This is a genomic window from Mesoterricola sp. JemC181 (genome assembly GCF_055384585.1).
The window spans coordinates 531,660-546,095 of record NZ_AP045076.1 but is presented as its reverse complement, the minus strand read 5'-3'; the positions used below and the strand labels follow the sequence as shown (position 1 = coordinate 546,095).

12 protein-coding genes are annotated in these 14,436 nt (G+C 68.2%); 1 reads left to right on the top strand and 11 read right to left on the bottom strand.

From position 1 onward, the window contains the following. Positions 1–47 precede the first annotated feature (47 nt). Positions 48–923 carry a GNAT family N-acetyltransferase gene (locus ACZ5MC_RS02455; protein WP_464516963.1) on the top strand — a complete coding sequence of 292 codons (876 nt, stop codon included), beginning with the start codon at positions 48–50 and terminating at the stop codon, positions 921–923. Here ACZ5MC_RS02455 and ACZ5MC_RS02450 read toward each other — a convergent pair. From ACZ5MC_RS02450 to ACZ5MC_RS02400, 11 genes are all read right to left on the bottom strand, one after another. Then, the gene (locus ACZ5MC_RS02450) at positions 915–1,439 is read right to left on the bottom strand and encodes a holo-ACP synthase (RefSeq protein WP_464516962.1); all 525 of its coding nucleotides are present in this window, start codon (positions 1,437–1,439) and stop codon (positions 915–917) included. The two genes, ACZ5MC_RS02455 and ACZ5MC_RS02450, sit on opposite strands and share 9 nt — an antisense overlap. Then, positions 1,418–2,524: a butyrate kinase gene (buk, locus tag ACZ5MC_RS02445; protein ID WP_464516961.1), complete on the bottom strand. Its 1,107-nt coding sequence runs from the start codon at positions 2,522–2,524 to the stop codon at positions 1,418–1,420. The genes ACZ5MC_RS02450 and buk overlap by 22 nt, the downstream gene beginning before the upstream one ends. Positions 2,525–2,532: 8 nt before the next feature. After that, positions 2,533–3,531, bottom strand: coding sequence for a phosphate acyltransferase (locus ACZ5MC_RS02440; RefSeq protein ID WP_464516960.1), 999 nt, complete (start codon positions 3,529–3,531; stop codon positions 2,533–2,535). Between the two features lie 143 nt (positions 3,532–3,674). Next, positions 3,675–5,438 (bottom strand): CocE/NonD family hydrolase, encoded by a 1,764-nt coding sequence (locus tag ACZ5MC_RS02435; protein ID WP_464516959.1) that lies wholly within the window; start codon positions 5,436–5,438, stop codon positions 3,675–3,677. Positions 5,439–5,470: 32 nt separating this feature from the next. Beyond that, entirely contained in the window at positions 5,471–5,719 is a 249-nt protein-coding gene (locus ACZ5MC_RS02430) for an acyl carrier protein (protein ID WP_464516958.1), read from the bottom strand. A gap of 101 nt (positions 5,720–5,820) precedes the next feature. After that, positions 5,821–6,735 carry a LysR family transcriptional regulator gene (locus ACZ5MC_RS02425; protein ID WP_306598672.1) on the bottom strand — a complete coding sequence of 305 codons (915 nt, stop codon included), beginning with the start codon at positions 6,733–6,735 and terminating at the stop codon, positions 5,821–5,823. Between the two features lie 8 nt (positions 6,736–6,743). Then, entirely contained in the window at positions 6,744–7,463 is a 720-nt protein-coding gene (locus tag ACZ5MC_RS02420; RefSeq protein WP_464516957.1) for a DUF554 domain-containing protein, read from the bottom strand. Positions 7,464–7,552: 89 nt separating this feature from the next. Continuing rightward, a complete protein-coding gene (locus tag ACZ5MC_RS02415) occupies positions 7,553–9,577 on the bottom strand; it encodes an oxidoreductase (RefSeq protein ID WP_464516956.1) in 2,025 nt (674 codons plus the stop codon). A gap of 10 nt (positions 9,578–9,587) precedes the next feature. After that, complete coding sequence (locus ACZ5MC_RS02410; protein ID WP_464516955.1) at positions 9,588–11,066, bottom strand: FAD-dependent oxidoreductase; 1,479 nt, start codon at positions 11,064–11,066, stop codon at positions 9,588–9,590. A 24-nt stretch (positions 11,067–11,090) separates the two neighbouring features. Beyond that, positions 11,091–12,374, bottom strand: a complete 1,284-nt coding sequence (locus ACZ5MC_RS02405; RefSeq protein WP_464516954.1) for an NADH-ubiquinone oxidoreductase-F iron-sulfur binding region domain-containing protein — start codon at positions 12,372–12,374, stop codon at positions 11,091–11,093. 13 nt (positions 12,375–12,387) lie between these two features. Continuing rightward, positions 12,388–14,418: an FAD-dependent oxidoreductase gene (locus ACZ5MC_RS02400; protein WP_464516953.1), complete on the bottom strand. Its 2,031-nt coding sequence runs from the start codon at positions 14,416–14,418 to the stop codon at positions 12,388–12,390. Positions 14,419–14,436 lie beyond the last annotated feature (18 nt).

Sequence of the window (14,436 nt, the reverse complement as noted above, 5' to 3'; positions counted from 1 at the left end):
TGGCCCTTATCTTGCTCTTGCCATGGCCATCCCTCCTGGAGAACCCCATGACCTCGAACCTCGCAACCCGTCTGGACCTGCGCAAGGCAACGCCCGGGGATGTGCCCGCCTGCGGCCGGATCTGCTACGAGGCCTTCGCCGCCCTCAGCCGCGCCCACAACTTCCCCTCCGACTTCCCGAGCCCCGAGGCCGCAATCGGCATGCTCGGCGTGCCGTTCGCGGACCCGGGCTTCCACTGCATGATCGCGCTCCGGGAGGGACGGATCATCGGCAGCATCTGCTTGGACGAACGCGCACCCGTCGTCTGCCTGGGGCCCATCACCGTCGATCCCGGGGCCCAGAACGCCGGGGCGGGACGCCTGCTGATGGAGGCGGCCCTGGAGCGCGAGCGCGGGCGAGGCGCCGCCGGGGTGCGGCTGGTCCAGGCCGCCTTCCACAACCGCACCATGGCGCTCTACGCGAGTCTGGGCTTCGATGTGCGGGAGCCGCTTTCCTGCATGCAGGGGCGGACCCGGACCCGCAGCCTTCCCGGCTGCACCGTGCGGCCGGCGCGGGCGGAGGACCTGGACGCCTGCTGCGCTGTGGCCCAGCGGGTTCACGGCTTTGAACGCCGGGGTGAGCTGGAGCAGATGATCCGCGCCGGTGAGGCCCGGCTGGTGTCGCGCGCCGGCCGGATCACCGGCTACGCCAGCGCCCTCGCCTTCTTCGGCCACGCGGCGGCGGAGGAGACCACCGACCTGAAGGCCCTGCTCGCATCCGCCGACGGCTTCCAGGGCCCGGGGGTGCTGGTGCCGACCCGGAACGCCGGGCTGTTCCGATGGTGCCTGGCCGAAGGGCTGCGGGTGGTGCAACCCCTGACCCTCATGAGCGTGGGCTTGTACCACGAGCCCAACGGGGCCTGGCTGCCGTCCATCTCATCCTGACCCCGCCCGGTGTTCGGATGCGGTGGCGTGGGGGTGGCCATCGAGTCGTTCCGGGCTTTCGGCTTCCGTTTCAGGCGCAGCCAGAGGATCGGGGCGGGCAGGCATGCGCTCGGCCACGGCCAGTGCCCGGATGAAAGCACCCTCATGCCAGAGTTGGAGGTGGGTCCCTCCGATACCCTTCGCCCAGGCCTGGCGCGCCAGGTGCCCCCGGAGGCTCGCGGAGGCTCCGGCTTGATTGCCAAGCACCTCGATCTCGTTCAGGCGGACCCGGTTCCCGTCCATCCCAAGGCACTTGAACACCGCTTCCTTCCCGGCAAACGAAAAGGCGAGCATGAGGACGGGATCCCCATGCTCGCCCGCCTGCACCCGTTCCCCTTCCGTGAACGTCTTCCGGTAGAACGGGTCGTCCAGGTCCCTCCCCAGGCACCTGAACCGCTCCAGAAGGAGCAGGTCCACGCCCACCCCGGCCACCTTCATGGCGGAGCCGGGGCGGATCAACGTGAGAAGTGGCTCCATACCGGGACACCCGTGTAGGTCTTGGCCTGCTCCTGGCCGGTCATGACGCGGTAGGCGCCGCTGGCCAGGGCCTCCATCTCGAACTCGCCCGGATAGGCGTGGACGGGGGCGATGTAGTTCACCCTACTCCGGATCTCGCCCACGAGGTAGTTCTCACGGGCGATGCCGCCGGTGAGGAGGATGGCGTCCACCTCGCCGCTCAGGACCGTCGCATAGGCGCCGATGTACTTGGCGATCTGGTAGATCATGGCGTCGTACACCAGCTTCGCGTAGGCGTCCCCCTTCCCGATGCGCTCCAGGATCTCCAGGACGTCCGAGGTGCCGAGGTGGTCCACGAGACCGCCGTTCTTGGTGATGCGGTCGTACATCTCGCGCTCCGTGAACTTCCCGGAGAAGCAGAGCTTCACCACGCCGCTGGCGGGGACGGCGCCGCACCGGGTCGGGGCCATGGGCCCGTCGCCGTTGATCACGTCAACGGTGTCCACCATGCGGCCCTTCCTGTGGGCCGTCACGGAGACCCCGCCGCCGATGTGGGCGATGACGAGGTTGAGGTCCTCGTAGGGGGTTCCCACCCGCTTCCCGTGCCGGATCCCGACCTCCTTCTGGTTGAGCGGGTGGCCCCGGCTCTCCCGGGCCAGGTCGGCGAACCCGCAGACCCGGGCCACCTCGTCCATCTCGTCCACGTCGGGGGGGTTGACCACGAAGGCCTGGCCGCCGTACTGGGTGGCGAAGGCGTGGGCCAGCTGGCTCCCGAGGGTGGCGGGGTGCTTCACGGTGAAGCCCACCCGGGCGTGCTCGAGGAGGATGTCGTTCACCGGGTAGGTGCCGCCCTCGAGGCCCACCAGGCCCCCGCCCCGGCCCACGAAGACGTCCACGGACGCCATGGCCAGGCCGCGCCTGGCCATCTCCGCCAGGATGGTGTCCCGGCGATAGTCGAACTGGTCGCTGATCTGGGCGAACTTCTTCAGTTCGGCGGCATCGTGGGTGACGTTGACCGAGAACACCTCGGTCTCGTTCCGGAAGAGGCCGATCTTGGTGGAGGTGGACCCGGGATTGATTACGAAGATGGTGTAGACCTTGTCCATGTCTTCCCCTATTCCCCGGCCCGGACCACGAGGATGGTCAGGTTGCCGACGATTTCGTCGATGGGCGCGCTGCGTGAAAAGTCCGTCACCGGCCTGGCGAACCCCTGCAGGAGGGGCCCGTGGGCCAGGGCGCCGCCGAACATCTGGATCAGCTTGACGCCGATGTTTCCCGCGTTGAGGTCCGGGAACACGATGATGTTGGCGCGGCCCGCGACCCGGCTGGGGCGCCGGACCTTCTTGGCGGCCACGGCCGGCTTGAGGGCCGTGTCGATCTGGAACTCGCCGTCGATGGCCAGGTCCGGCCTGCGCTCGTTGGCGATACGGACGCCCTCCTTCACCTTGTCGGTGATCTCGTGCTGGCCGCTGCCGTCCGTGGAGAAGCACACCAGGGCCGCGCGGGGTTCCCACCCCAGGAGGCTCTTCATGGTGTCCGCGGTGGTGCAGGCGATGTCCGACAGTTCCGAGGCGGTGGGGTTCTGGCACACCGCGCAGTCCGCGATGGCGAAGAGGTTCCCCTCCGAGGTCTCGAAACCGGGCGCCTCCACGACCCCGAAGCTGGAGACGGTGGAGATGCCGTCCTGGAGCCCGATGAAGAGCTGGCTGGCCAGGACCACGTCGCCCGTGGAGCAGTCGATGCCCGCCGCGAGGCAGTCGGCCCGGCCCAGCTTCACCCAGGCGGCGGCGAAATTGAGCGGGTTACGGAACTTGCGGTTCAGGGCCTTCTCGGAGAAGTCCTGGTTCAGGGCCAGGAAGGCCGGGATGAGGTAGGCCAGGACGGCCTCGTCCTCGTTGTCCACGTAGTCGAAGCCCTTGGTCGACACCTGGAGTTCCGCGGCCCTGGCCTCGATGGCGTCCCTCTTCCCGACGAGGATGGGCCGGGCGATCCCGGCCTCCAGGAGCCGCTCGGAAGCCTGGAGGACCTTCTCGCTTCCGGATTCCGGGAAGATAATGGTCTTCGGATTCTGGACGGCCCGGGCGGTCAATTGGGCGATGAATTTACTGCTCATACCAGGATTCCTTTTCATGAATTTCCCCCGGCGCCTCTGCGTTTGATTTCCTTGCCAATGCATTCCCGACGATGGGGCAATGGACAGGCGCTCTGGCCAATCCAGGCAAGGAGCCAAACGCAGAGGCGCTGGGAATAGCAGGACTAGCGCCGGGTGTACCCGCTCTTGGTCTTGTAGCGGGCCGGGATGACGGGGGCCTGCAGGTAGGACTCGTATTCCCCGCCGGTGTGGATTATATGCCTGCCCTTGTTGTCGGTCTCCCAGATCAGGGGCTCGAACCAGCCTTCGCGGATGTAGCGGCCCGCCACCTGGACCCGCAGCTGCTGGCCCTTGTGGTAGAGCTTCGAGACCGGCACGATGGCGATGTCCACGGGGACGATCTGGCCCTTGGCGAGCTTTTCCTCCTTCAACTGGGACTGCACGGGCTCGAACTTGGTGGTGAGCTTCTCGTCCAGGGCACGGCGCGATACCCGCAGCTTGCCCCAGGGGCCGGGATGGGGCTCGCCGAGGATGCTGGTGGGCAGCCAGTTGCCGTCCTCGTCGAGCTTCTGGACGTTGACCATGATGTCCATCTCGTCGTGGCCGTCGGCCTCCACCCAGAGGCGCAGCGACAGGTACCCGGTGATCTCGGTGTCCTCGTCGAAGGCCAGGTCGAAATTGGCCTGCTCGGTGGCGGGGTCATAGGAGACGCTGGACTTGACCGGCACGGGCTCCAGGGCCAGGGCGCCCTTGGCGGCATCCAGGTAGAAGCGCTTGTATTCGGTGCGGGCCAGGGGGAATTCCTTCTCCCCGCGGTAGGTCTGGTAGTCGAAGTCGTAGGCGTCCATGACCTCCAGGCGGTAGCGGGGGGTCAGCTCCCAGCCGTTGTGGATGTTCTTCAGGTACCGGTCGAAAAAGCGCTTGAGGTCCTCGATGTTGGCCGGGGTGCTGGCGTCGGGCCATTCCTGTTCCCGGTGGGCGCGCAGCCACTTCCGGGTGGACTTCATCTTGCGGAAGGAGTTGAAGGCGCCGTGCAGATGGAAGTGGCTCCAGGAGGCGCAGGCGTAGACGGGGATCTTGACGTTGGCGAAGTTGGGAATCTTGTCTTCCCAGTACTTGTTCATGAAGGGGTAGGCCTTGGCGTTGGCCACCATGTCCTCCACCAGGGAAGGCCCGGTCAGGGACGCCACGACGAACTCGTTGAAGCCGAGCGCAGGGATGCCGCCCTCGTAGATGGACTCGCGGAAGATGTCGCAGGTGGCTTCCCAGGGGGCGATGCAGGCGAGGCTGGGGGGTTGCTGGGCGGCGATGCGGATCTGGGTCATGGCCACGAAGGAGTTGCCCGCCATGCCCACCTTGCCGTTGCACCAGTGCTGCCTGGCGACCCACTCGATGAAGTCGTACCCGTCCCGTGCGTCCTGGGTGCCCATGATGCAGATGTCGCCCTGGGAGTGGCCCACGCCGCGGGGGTCCACGTTGGCCACCGCGTAGCCCTGGTGGCACCAGTAGCCGGGATCGGCGGACTCGAACTTGCTCATGGTGGAGATGGTGCCGGGGGGAACGCCCATGACCTGCCATTCCGACATGCCGTCGCCGGGGCGCTTGCCGTAGGCGCTCCAGGACACCAGGACGGGGATGTTCTCCTCGCCTTCCTTGCGGTAGATGTCGCAGTAGATCACCGTCCCGTCGCGCAGGGTCACGGGGATGTCCTGTTCGCAGAGGATGCCGTCCTCGTTCTTGTAGGTGCGCTGGTTGAACTTGGCGCAGAAGCCGTGGGCCGTGGCGGCCAGGCCCTTCTCCTTGGAGAGGTCGAGGCCCTCGGCGGGGTCGATGGGCTCGCGGGCCTTGCGGTAGAAGACCTCGATCTCCTCGCCGTCGAAGACGATCTTCTTGGAGAACAACTGCGGTGCCGGACGCTGTTCGTGCATGCGGAATGCTCCTGGTTGGGTGGGGGTTTGAATCAGCCTTCGACGAGCTGTTCGACGTAGCCGGCGGCCTCGCCAAACGTCTTCTTGCGCTTGAATTCCATGTAGGGGATCTCCACGTCGAATTCGTCCTCGAGCACGGTGGTGATCTGGACGTAGTTGGCGGATTTGGCCTGCAGGTCGGTCTCGAACGACGTTCCGGCGGAAAGGGTGGCCGGATCGACCTTGAATACGTCGGCGGCGCGCCTGATGATCACGGCCAGTGCTTTGTCTCTAACGTCCATGACGAGTCCCTCGAAGTGGAACCGCGTGGTCATCGCGCGGTCTTATGCCTCAAGTCTCGGTCCCCGCTCCCCAGGGCGGAAATACCGTCTGGACATCAGAATCATTCGTTCCGGTTATCACCCGGGACACCCGAGACCCTGTTGGTGAACAGCGGCACCACGTGGTTCAGGTTCTCCCGCTTCCAGGCCATGACCACGTCGATGGGCCTCTCGTCCAGCTCGCAGACCCGGAAGTCCTCGCTGTTGTAGATCCGGATCGTGGAGTCGAAAAGGCACACCCCCAGGCCGGATTCCACGCACATCAGCATGGATTCCACGTTGGGCAGCTGCTTGACGATGTTGGGGGTGAAGCCGTGGCGCCGGCACATGTCGATGGTCCCGTCGAAGGCCCTGGGCGATTCCTCCCGGGAGATGGTGACGAAGTTCTCGTCCTTGAGGTCCGCCAGGGTGAGCCGTTCCCGGGAGGCCATGGGGTGGGAGGCCGCCATCAGCACCACGGGCCTGGCCTGCTGGATGAAGTCGGAGAGGATCCCCAGGCAGTCCGCGATCTCGAAGGAGAGGGTGAACACCAGGTCCAGGTCCCCATGGATCAGCTTCTGGCGCAGGGTCTTGAAGGAGTGGCGCTCCAGCACCACCTTGACGCCCGGATAGCTGCTCTTGAAGTCGTTGATGGCCCGGCGCATGAATACGCCGATCTCCATGGCCTCCAGGCAGCCGATGGTGATGCTGGCGTCCTGGCCCAGGTCCGGGTGCTGGGCCTTGGCCACGGCCGCCTCGATGCGCTCCTGGATCGAGGAGAGCTCCTTCAGGAGCACGATTCCCGCAGGGGTCATGCGCACCGAGCGCTTCGTGCGCAGGAACAGCGGCACGCCGATGTCGTGCTCGAGCTGCGCCACCTGCTTGCTGATGGCGGGCTGGGACACGTAGAGGCTCTTGGCCGCCTCGGTGAAGTTCAGGTGGCGGGCCACGGCCAGGAAGTAGTCGATCTGCCGCATGCTGATCTGGTTGAGGTTCACGGATTCACCTAGTGCACAAGATACCGCGCCCAGAGGAAGGAAATGGGCATGATCAGCAGCAGGGCCGGCAGCATGTTGGCCACGTGGAAATGCTTGATGCCGGCGATGCGGAACCCCGTGGCCACCATGATGAGCCCCCCGGCGGCCGAGAAGTCCGCGATCATGGCCGGGGACACCAGGGGCAGGATCCAGATGGACAGGAAGAACAGGGCCACCTGGATGAGGAAGTTGGGGATGGCCACCGCCACCAGGGAGTAGCCCAGGGCCGTGGCGAAGATCCCCACCGAGAACAGGTCCAGGACCGACTTGACGATGATCAGGGAGGTGTCCCCGGTCATGGCCTCGTTCATGGTCCCGAAGATCCCCGTGCCGCTGGAGCAGATGAGCACCAGGATGGCCACGAACTGGTTCAGGAACTCCTCGTGGGAGAGGGCCTGGTTCTTCGGCTTGGCGATGCGGTCCACCAGGGTTCGGGTGTGGGTGGACAGCTTGATGATCCCGTCCTCCAGGTGGAGGAGTTCGCCCAGGGTGGTGCCCACCAGCAGGGCCAGGATGACCGCGGGGAAGTACTTCACGCGGATGATGGTGGCGATGCCCAGGCCCATGGCCGAGAGGCCGAAGACCATGGGCAGGCGGGTGCGCAGGTTCTGGCTGATCCTGTCGCCCAGGAAGGCGCCGGTGGAACTGCCGACGACCACCGTGGCAAGGTTGAGGTAGGGACCTATCATTCGGGACTCCAGTGTCGATTCAGGTTGGTGCCGTTCAACTTCAACTATTCCCAGCGCACGGCGGCGACCCGGAGCCTGTTCGTTGCGGGTCAGACGATGGACATGGCGGCCGTGTAGCCGTCCTGCACCGCCTCGCCCACCTTCCCGGGGCGGACGCAGTCGCCCACCTCGAACACCTGGGCCCTGCCCGCGGCCTCCCTCAGGAGCCGGGCGCCCTCGCTCCTGGCCGTGTAGCCCAGGCCGATGACCACGGTGTCGGCCGGGAGGAAGGTCTCCCTCCCTTCGGCGTCGACCACCGCGACACCGTCCTCCCGGATCTCCCTGCAGGTGGTGCGCACCAGGTTGCGGATGCCGACCTCGTCCATGCGGTCCAGGAGGGCCGTGCGGTGGATGCCGATGAACTCGGCCACCAGGCGCTCCTTCATTTCCACGACCACGACCTCGTGGCCCTTGTGGGCCAGTTCCAGGCCCACCTCGCAGCCCACGAGTCCGCCGCCCACCATGACCACGCGCCTGCCGATCCGCTCATCGGGCAGGAAGTAGGTGTCGAAGGCCTTCAGGGCCCGCTCCACCCCCGGGATGGGGGGCACGGCGGCCTCGGCGCCCAGGGCCAGGACCAGGGCGTCGGGGGCCATCTCCCGGACCACCTCGGGGGTGACCCGGGTGTTCAGGCGCACGGAGATGGCGCGCCTGCCCACCTCCCGCACCAGGAGCTCCTTGAAGTGGAAGAGGTCCTTCTTGTAGACGTCGTGGTCGGTGAGGCGCAGGGCCCCGCCCAGGCGGTCCGCCTCGTCCATGAGGATCACCTTGTGGCCGCGGTCGTGGGCGTCGATGGCGGCCTGCATGCCGCCGGGGCCGCCGCCGACCACCAGGAGCCTGCGGGACCCCTCGGGCCGGGGCCGGTCCTCGGGCAGCACCTTGTGGTGGGAGAAGGAATTCACGCTGTAGGGATTGATGGTGCAGGAACCCAGGCCGGGGAAGTGGCGGCCCGGAGGGTCCGTCTCGTGCTCGCCGGAGGGGCCGGGGTAGCAGACGCAGCAGCGCAGGCACTCGCGGATCTCGTCGCCCTTGCCCTTCACGGCCTTCATGGCGAAGTCGGGGTCGGCGATCATCTGCCGGCCCATGGAGACGATGTCCGCCTTGCCTTCGGCGATGATGCGCTCGGCGTCGGCGGCGGTGGTGATGCCCCCCACCACGGCCACGGGGATGGTCACGGCCTTCTTGACGGCCGCGGCGTAGTCCGCGTTCAGGCCGTGGGGCCGGAAGATGGTGGAGAACTCGTTGGAGCGGGCCGGGCTGTAGTAGTGCCCGGCGGAGATGTGGATAAGATCCACCAGGCCCGTGCCTTCCAGCAGCCTGCAGAAGCCCACGGTGTCCTCGAGGGTGATGCCTCCGGGCAGGTTCTCCTTCCCGCTGAGCCGGATCTCGATGAGGAAGTCCGGCCCGCAGCGCTCGCGGATGGCCCGGAGGATGGCCATGGGAAACCGCCCCCGGTTGGCGATGCTGCCGCCGAATTCGTCGGTGCGGGTGTTGTTCCGGGGGGACAGGAACTGCCCGATCATCCAGCCGTGGCCGCAGTGCACGAAGACGCCGTCGAACCCGGCGGCCTGCATGAAGGCCGCGGCGGTGGCGAAGTCGTCCTGGACCTTGGCCATGGTCCCGGCGTCGAAGGCCCGCACCGGGGTGCCGTCGGGCCGGGTGAAGGCCACAGGCCCCAGGGGCTGGATGCCGTCCTCCAGGAGCGGCTTCTCGATGCCGAAGTGGGAGAGCTCGGCCATGGCCACCGCGCCGTGGCGCTTGATGACGTCGGCGTTCTTCCGGAAGGTGGCGAAGGCCGGGGCCTCATGGTCCTTGAAATCGACCGTGAGGCGGATCATCTTCCCCTCGCCGGCCACGATGGGCCGGAGGGAGTCGTCGAAGTTCACGGAGATCTCCCCGTGCACCACGCTGGCGCACCCGCCCCTGGCGCGGTCCTCGATCATGCGGAGCACGCGCGCCGACAGGAACGGCACCAGGGTCAGGGACGAGAAGATCGTCGGCGCGGACTCGATGCGGTTGCGGAACGTGTGCTTGCCGATCCTGATGGGACTCGTGAGGTGCGGGTACGTCGTCATGGTGTCGGTCCTAGGCGTTGGCGGCGTCGGCCGCGTTCTCGCCGGCGATGCGGCCGGAATTGAGGCAGAAGCCCATGGTGTTGCCGGGGAGGATGAAGGGGTAGCTCTGGCCGTAGATGGCGCAGGCGTCCACGCCCACGGCGTAGAGGCCGGGGATCACCTTGTGGTCGTCGGTCATGACTTCGGTCCGGTGGTTGATCCTGATGCCGCCCAGGGTGCCGTAGGCGCCCACGAACTGCCGGCAGGCATAGTACTTCGGCGAACCGATGGGCTGCATGAACTGCCGGTCCTTGTCGAAGAGGGGGTCGAAGTTCTTGGCGCATGAGGCGTTGTACTCCTCGACCGTCCGGGCCAGGCCCGCGGGGTCGATGCCCATCTTCTCCGCCAGCCCCTCGATGGAGTCCGCCTCGCAGACGTGGCTGTAGCCCTCGTCGGCCGCGGCCTTCATGGCGTTGTCGAACTGCCTGTAGAGGTCGTGGGGATGGACGTGGGACTGGATGTCCGGACCGTCCTTCTTGTAGTGCTTGAGCAGTTTGGCGTCGAAGATGGAATAGGCGATGTGGTCGGGCTGGGTGGCGATGGCGTTGCCGGTGAAGGTGGTGTTGGGGATGCCGTCCTCGTTCATGAAGCGCTCGCCCAGCTTGTTCACCCAGAGGCAGGGCTGGCGGAAGGCGCCGTCCAGGACGAAGTGGTTCATGTTGTCGGGAATCTGGTACATCAGCTCCAGGTTCATGTCCGTCCTGCCCGCGCCGGCTTCCCAGGCCATGCGGATGCCCTCGCCCACCATGCCCGGAACGGCGAAGGAGAAGAGGTTCTTGCCCCACTCGTAGCCCGTGGCCTCCTGGATCATCCTGGGGTTGGCGCCGAAGCCGCCGGTGGCGACGATGACGGCCCTGCCCCTGGCCTCGATCTCCTCGCCGTTCTTGTCCACGCCGAGGACGCCCACGATCCTGCCGTCCTCCACGAGGATCTTCTTCGCGGGGGTCTCCAGCAGGATCTCGACGCCCAGTTCCCTGGCCCGCTCCGTCATGCACTTGATCATGGCGCCGGCGGCGCGGGGGCCCGGCATGCCGCCGCCGATGGGCTTCACGAGGTGCCACACGGCCTCGGAGGTCGCGTAGCCCTTCACGGTCTCGGGCGCGGCGTAGGCGGGGGACACCCCCACGAACTCGACGCCCATCTCCTGCAGCCAGCCGATGGTCTCGCCGGACTTCATGTAGTAGTCCCGCACCAGGCGCGCGTCCACCTTCCAGTGGGTGAAGTTCATGTGCTTGCGGAAGGCCTCGAAGGGCGTGATGCTCACCATCTGGTGCTTCTGGACGCTGGAGCCGATGCCCAGGGGGCCCATGCCCATGTTGGCCGCGCCGCCGGTGGTGCCGGCCTTCTCGAAGGCGACGACCCTGGCGCCGTTCTCGGCGGCGGAGATGGCCGCAGCCAGGCCCGAGAGGCCCGCGGCGACGACGATGACGTCCGTTTCGATCTGCTTCATGGGGTTGCTCCTTGGAGGTGTGCGTTAACGCTTCTTCCAGGTGCCCACGGGAATGGGCTCCCTGGGGGTTCGGGGTTTCAGTGCGCCGGCCTTGGCCACGGCGGCCGCCTCCGGGGGACAGACGTCGAAGCAGAGACCGCACCTGGTGCAGGCCCCCGGGTCGATGACATGGATGTAGTCCTCCTCGCCTTCGATGGCGCCCTCGGGGCAGACCGCCAGGCACTTGCCGCAGCCCGTGCAGGTCTCGCCCAGGATGTGGAAGGTGACGTAGGCCCTGCAGACGAGGGCCGGGCAGCGCTTGCGCTTCAGGTGCGCGTCGAAGTCCCCGGCGAAGTGCCGGAGGCCGGAGAGGAGCGGATCGGGGGCCCGGCGCCCGATGGCGCAGAGGGACCCCTCCCGCAGGGCGGCGCCGAGTTCCTGGATCAGGGCCTCGTCGGTGCCCCGGGTCTCCCCCGAGGACGCGTCGGCCAGGAGTTCCTCGAGCTGGTGGCTCCCCTCCCGGCAGATGGTGCAGATCCCGCAGTTCTCGTAGGCGGTGAGGGCGAGGGCGCGGCGGGCCTGGTCCACCACGCAGTCCCCTTCATCCCCCACGGTGATCAGGCCGATGGCCGGAACATCCAGGCCGTCCGCGGGGATGAAGCTTCCCTCCGCCAGCGCGAACTTGAAGGCCTTGGCGCCCCTCATCCCGCCGCACCGTTCGAAGATCACCGAACGCAGCGTCGTTCCGGGCGGAACCTCCAGCAGGCCGGGCCGGTTCACGGCGCCCCGCACCTGCACCAGCGAACCGGCCTCCCTCCCGGCGAAGCGGTGCGAGAGCGCGACCAGGTCCTCGATGGAGAAGACGGCCGCGGCCTTGCCGCCCAGTTCCACCCGGGGCGCCGACGCCAGGGCGGGCCGCCCTTCCAGGAGGCGAATCAGCGCCGTGTCCTCTGAGGCCATGAAGGCGCGCGGCACCACCGCCACCCGCAGGGCGGGCCCCCCGAGGCGCTCCAGGGCGGCGATCCCTTCCGCCAGTCCGGCTTCCGTCTCCACGGCAGCCACGGCCTCGGCGGCCCCCGCGGCGAAGGCGGCGAGCCACAGGCCCTCCAGGAACGCCAGGGGCGCGCGCTCCAGCAGCGCGGAGCGCACGGCGGCGCCCGGCAGGGTGTCCAGGGCCCGGGCCACCACGATGTCCGCGGCCCCGCCGCCCACCCGCGACCGGGTGGCTTCGGGCCCCAGGGCCAGGGCCGCCAGGGCGCCGGGGAACTCCAGGCTCTCCCCGGAGAAGAGGGTCGAGCCGGAGCCCGGGATGCTTATTTCCAGCGACACGTCCATACCTCGATCAGTGGTGGGGATAGGAGCTCCAGAACCGGGGCTCGGAGAGGGTCAGGCGGAGGTCGCACTGGAGGCACCGCCCGGATTCCTCCAGGGCCTCCTCGCAGCGCCCCGCCGGGGCGAAGCCGTCCTTGCGGCCCAGGACGGATCCGGCCTCGGCCACGGGCGCGAGGACCTCCTCGATGCGCCCGTCGCCTCCCAGGAAGCGGTCCATGGACGCCGCGGCGGCGCGGCCCGCCGCTATGGCGGCGATGACGGACCTCGTGCCGTAGACCACGTCGCCCGCCGCGAAGACGCCGGGCCTGGCGGTGGCCAGGGTGGCGTCGTCCACCTTGATCCGGTTGCCATGCTCCAGGGGCAGGCCGAAGCCCTCGGAAAGGTCGGGGCGCTGGCCCACGGCCGTGATGAGGGTGTCGGCGGCCAGGACGAACCCGGACTCCGGCAGGACGTCCACCTCCACCTGGCCGCCGGGGCCGAAGCGGAAGGCGCTGATCGCCTCGCAGCGCACGCCGGCGATCCGGCCGTCCTGCCCCACGAGTTCGCGGACGTTCACCGACGTGTGGATCTCCGTGCCCTCCTCCAGGGCCTCGATGATCTCCTCGGCGCTGGCGCGCATGGCTTCGCGGGCCTCCAGGCACACGATGCGCACCTCCTTCGCTCCCAGGCGCCGCGCGACGCCGGCGCAGTCGAAGGCCACGTTGCCGCCGCCCAGGACCACCACCTTCTCGCCCACGGGCAGCGGTCCGCCCAGGGCGGCGGCCCGCAGGAAGTCGGTGTTCAGGAGGATGCCCTCCAGGCCGGAACGGGTGATGGGGAGCTGGATGCCCTGGTGGGCGCCGGCGGCGACCAGCACGGCGTCGTAGTCGGCCAGGAGCCCATCCACGGACTCGACCCTGCAGCCGGTGCGGATGTCCACCCCGGCGGCGCGGATCTCCCCGATCTCGGCGTCCAGGACGCCCGGGGTCAGCCTGTAGGCCGGGATCCCCACCCGCATCATGCCCCCCGCCTCCGGCAGGGCCTCCAGCACCGTGACGGCGTGGCCCTGCTTGGCCAGGTAGTACGCGGCGGTGAGGCCCGCGGGGCCGGAACCCACCACGGCGGCCTTCCGGCCTGTGGGCGGAAGGTGGCGGGAGCCGGCCTTCCAGCCGTCGTCGCCGTGCTCGACGGCGTAGCGCTTGAGGGCGCGGATGGAGATGGACTCGCTCAGCTCGCTGCGCCGGCAGGCGCCCTCGCAGAGGTGGTCGCAGATGAGGCCCAGCACGCCCGGGAAGGGCACCTTCTCCCGGATGACCGCCAGGGCCTCTCCGGGCTTGCCCTCGTGCACCAGGCGCACGTAGCGGGGGATGTCGATGCCCGCGGGACACGCCGTGCGGCAGGGGACGATGGCCAGCTTGCGGTTCACGTGTCCGTCCAGGAGGCCCTCCTGGTCCCGGATGGCGCCCGTGGGGCACACTTCGATGCAGCTTCCGCAGAAGCGGCAGTTCGCGTCCACCAGCGACAGGCCGTCCCGCACGCCCACCCGGAGGCGGCCGTCCTTCTTCACAAAGGTGAGGGCCCCGACGCCGCGGACGTCCTCGCAGACCCGCACGCAGCGGGCGCACAGGATGCAGCGGGTCATGTCGTGCATGACCAGGGGATTGGCCTTGTCGGCGGCCACGAGGTTGGGGCGCCTGCGCAGGCGCTGGTCGGAGACTTCCAGATACTGGATGAGGGACTGCAGCTCGCAGCTTCCGTATACGGGGCAACCGGTGCAGTCCGCGGGGTGCCCCGAGAGCATCAGCTCGATGGAGAGGCGGCGCTTTTGCTTCAGGTCCTCGGAGCGGGTGGTCACGACCATTCCCTCCCGGACCGGGGTGGTGCAGGAGGCGCATTGGGCGCCGCCCTCCTCCACGATGCACAGGCCGCAGGCCCCCAGCGGTTCGAGATCCGGGTGGGAGCACAGGTGGGGGATGTAGATGCCGGCGTCGAGGGAGGCCTTGAGGAGGGACGTGCCCGCCTCGGCTTCCACGCGAAGTCCGTCAATGGTGAGTTCGATCATGGTTCACACGCGCCGGAA

Coding starts and splice junctions, on each gene's coding strand:
- ACZ5MC_RS02415 (WP_464516956.1), bottom strand. CDS start 9,577: ATGACGACGTACCCGCACCTCACGAGTCCCATCAGGATCGGCAAGCAC.
- ACZ5MC_RS02410 (WP_464516955.1), bottom strand. CDS start 11,066: ATGAAGCAGATCGAAACGGACGTCATCGTCGTCGCCGCGGGCCTCTCG.
- buk (WP_464516961.1), bottom strand. CDS start 2,524: ATGGACAAGGTCTACACCATCTTCGTAATCAATCCCGGGTCCACCTCC.
- ACZ5MC_RS02440 (WP_464516960.1), bottom strand. CDS start 3,531: ATGAGCAGTAAATTCATCGCCCAATTGACCGCCCGGGCCGTCCAGAAT.
- ACZ5MC_RS02400 (WP_464516953.1), bottom strand. CDS start 14,418: ATGATCGAACTCACCATTGACGGACTTCGCGTGGAAGCCGAGGCGGGC.
- ACZ5MC_RS02455 (WP_464516963.1), top strand. CDS start 48: ATGACCTCGAACCTCGCAACCCGTCTGGACCTGCGCAAGGCAACGCCC.
- ACZ5MC_RS02435 (WP_464516959.1), bottom strand. CDS start 5,438: ATGCACGAACAGCGTCCGGCACCGCAGTTGTTCTCCAAGAAGATCGTC.
- ACZ5MC_RS02420 (WP_464516957.1), bottom strand. CDS start 7,463: ATGATAGGTCCCTACCTCAACCTTGCCACGGTGGTCGTCGGCAGTTCC.
- ACZ5MC_RS02450 (WP_464516962.1), bottom strand. CDS start 1,439: ATGGAGCCACTTCTCACGTTGATCCGCCCCGGCTCCGCCATGAAGGTG.
- ACZ5MC_RS02430 (WP_464516958.1), bottom strand. CDS start 5,719: ATGGACGTTAGAGACAAAGCACTGGCCGTGATCATCAGGCGCGCCGCC.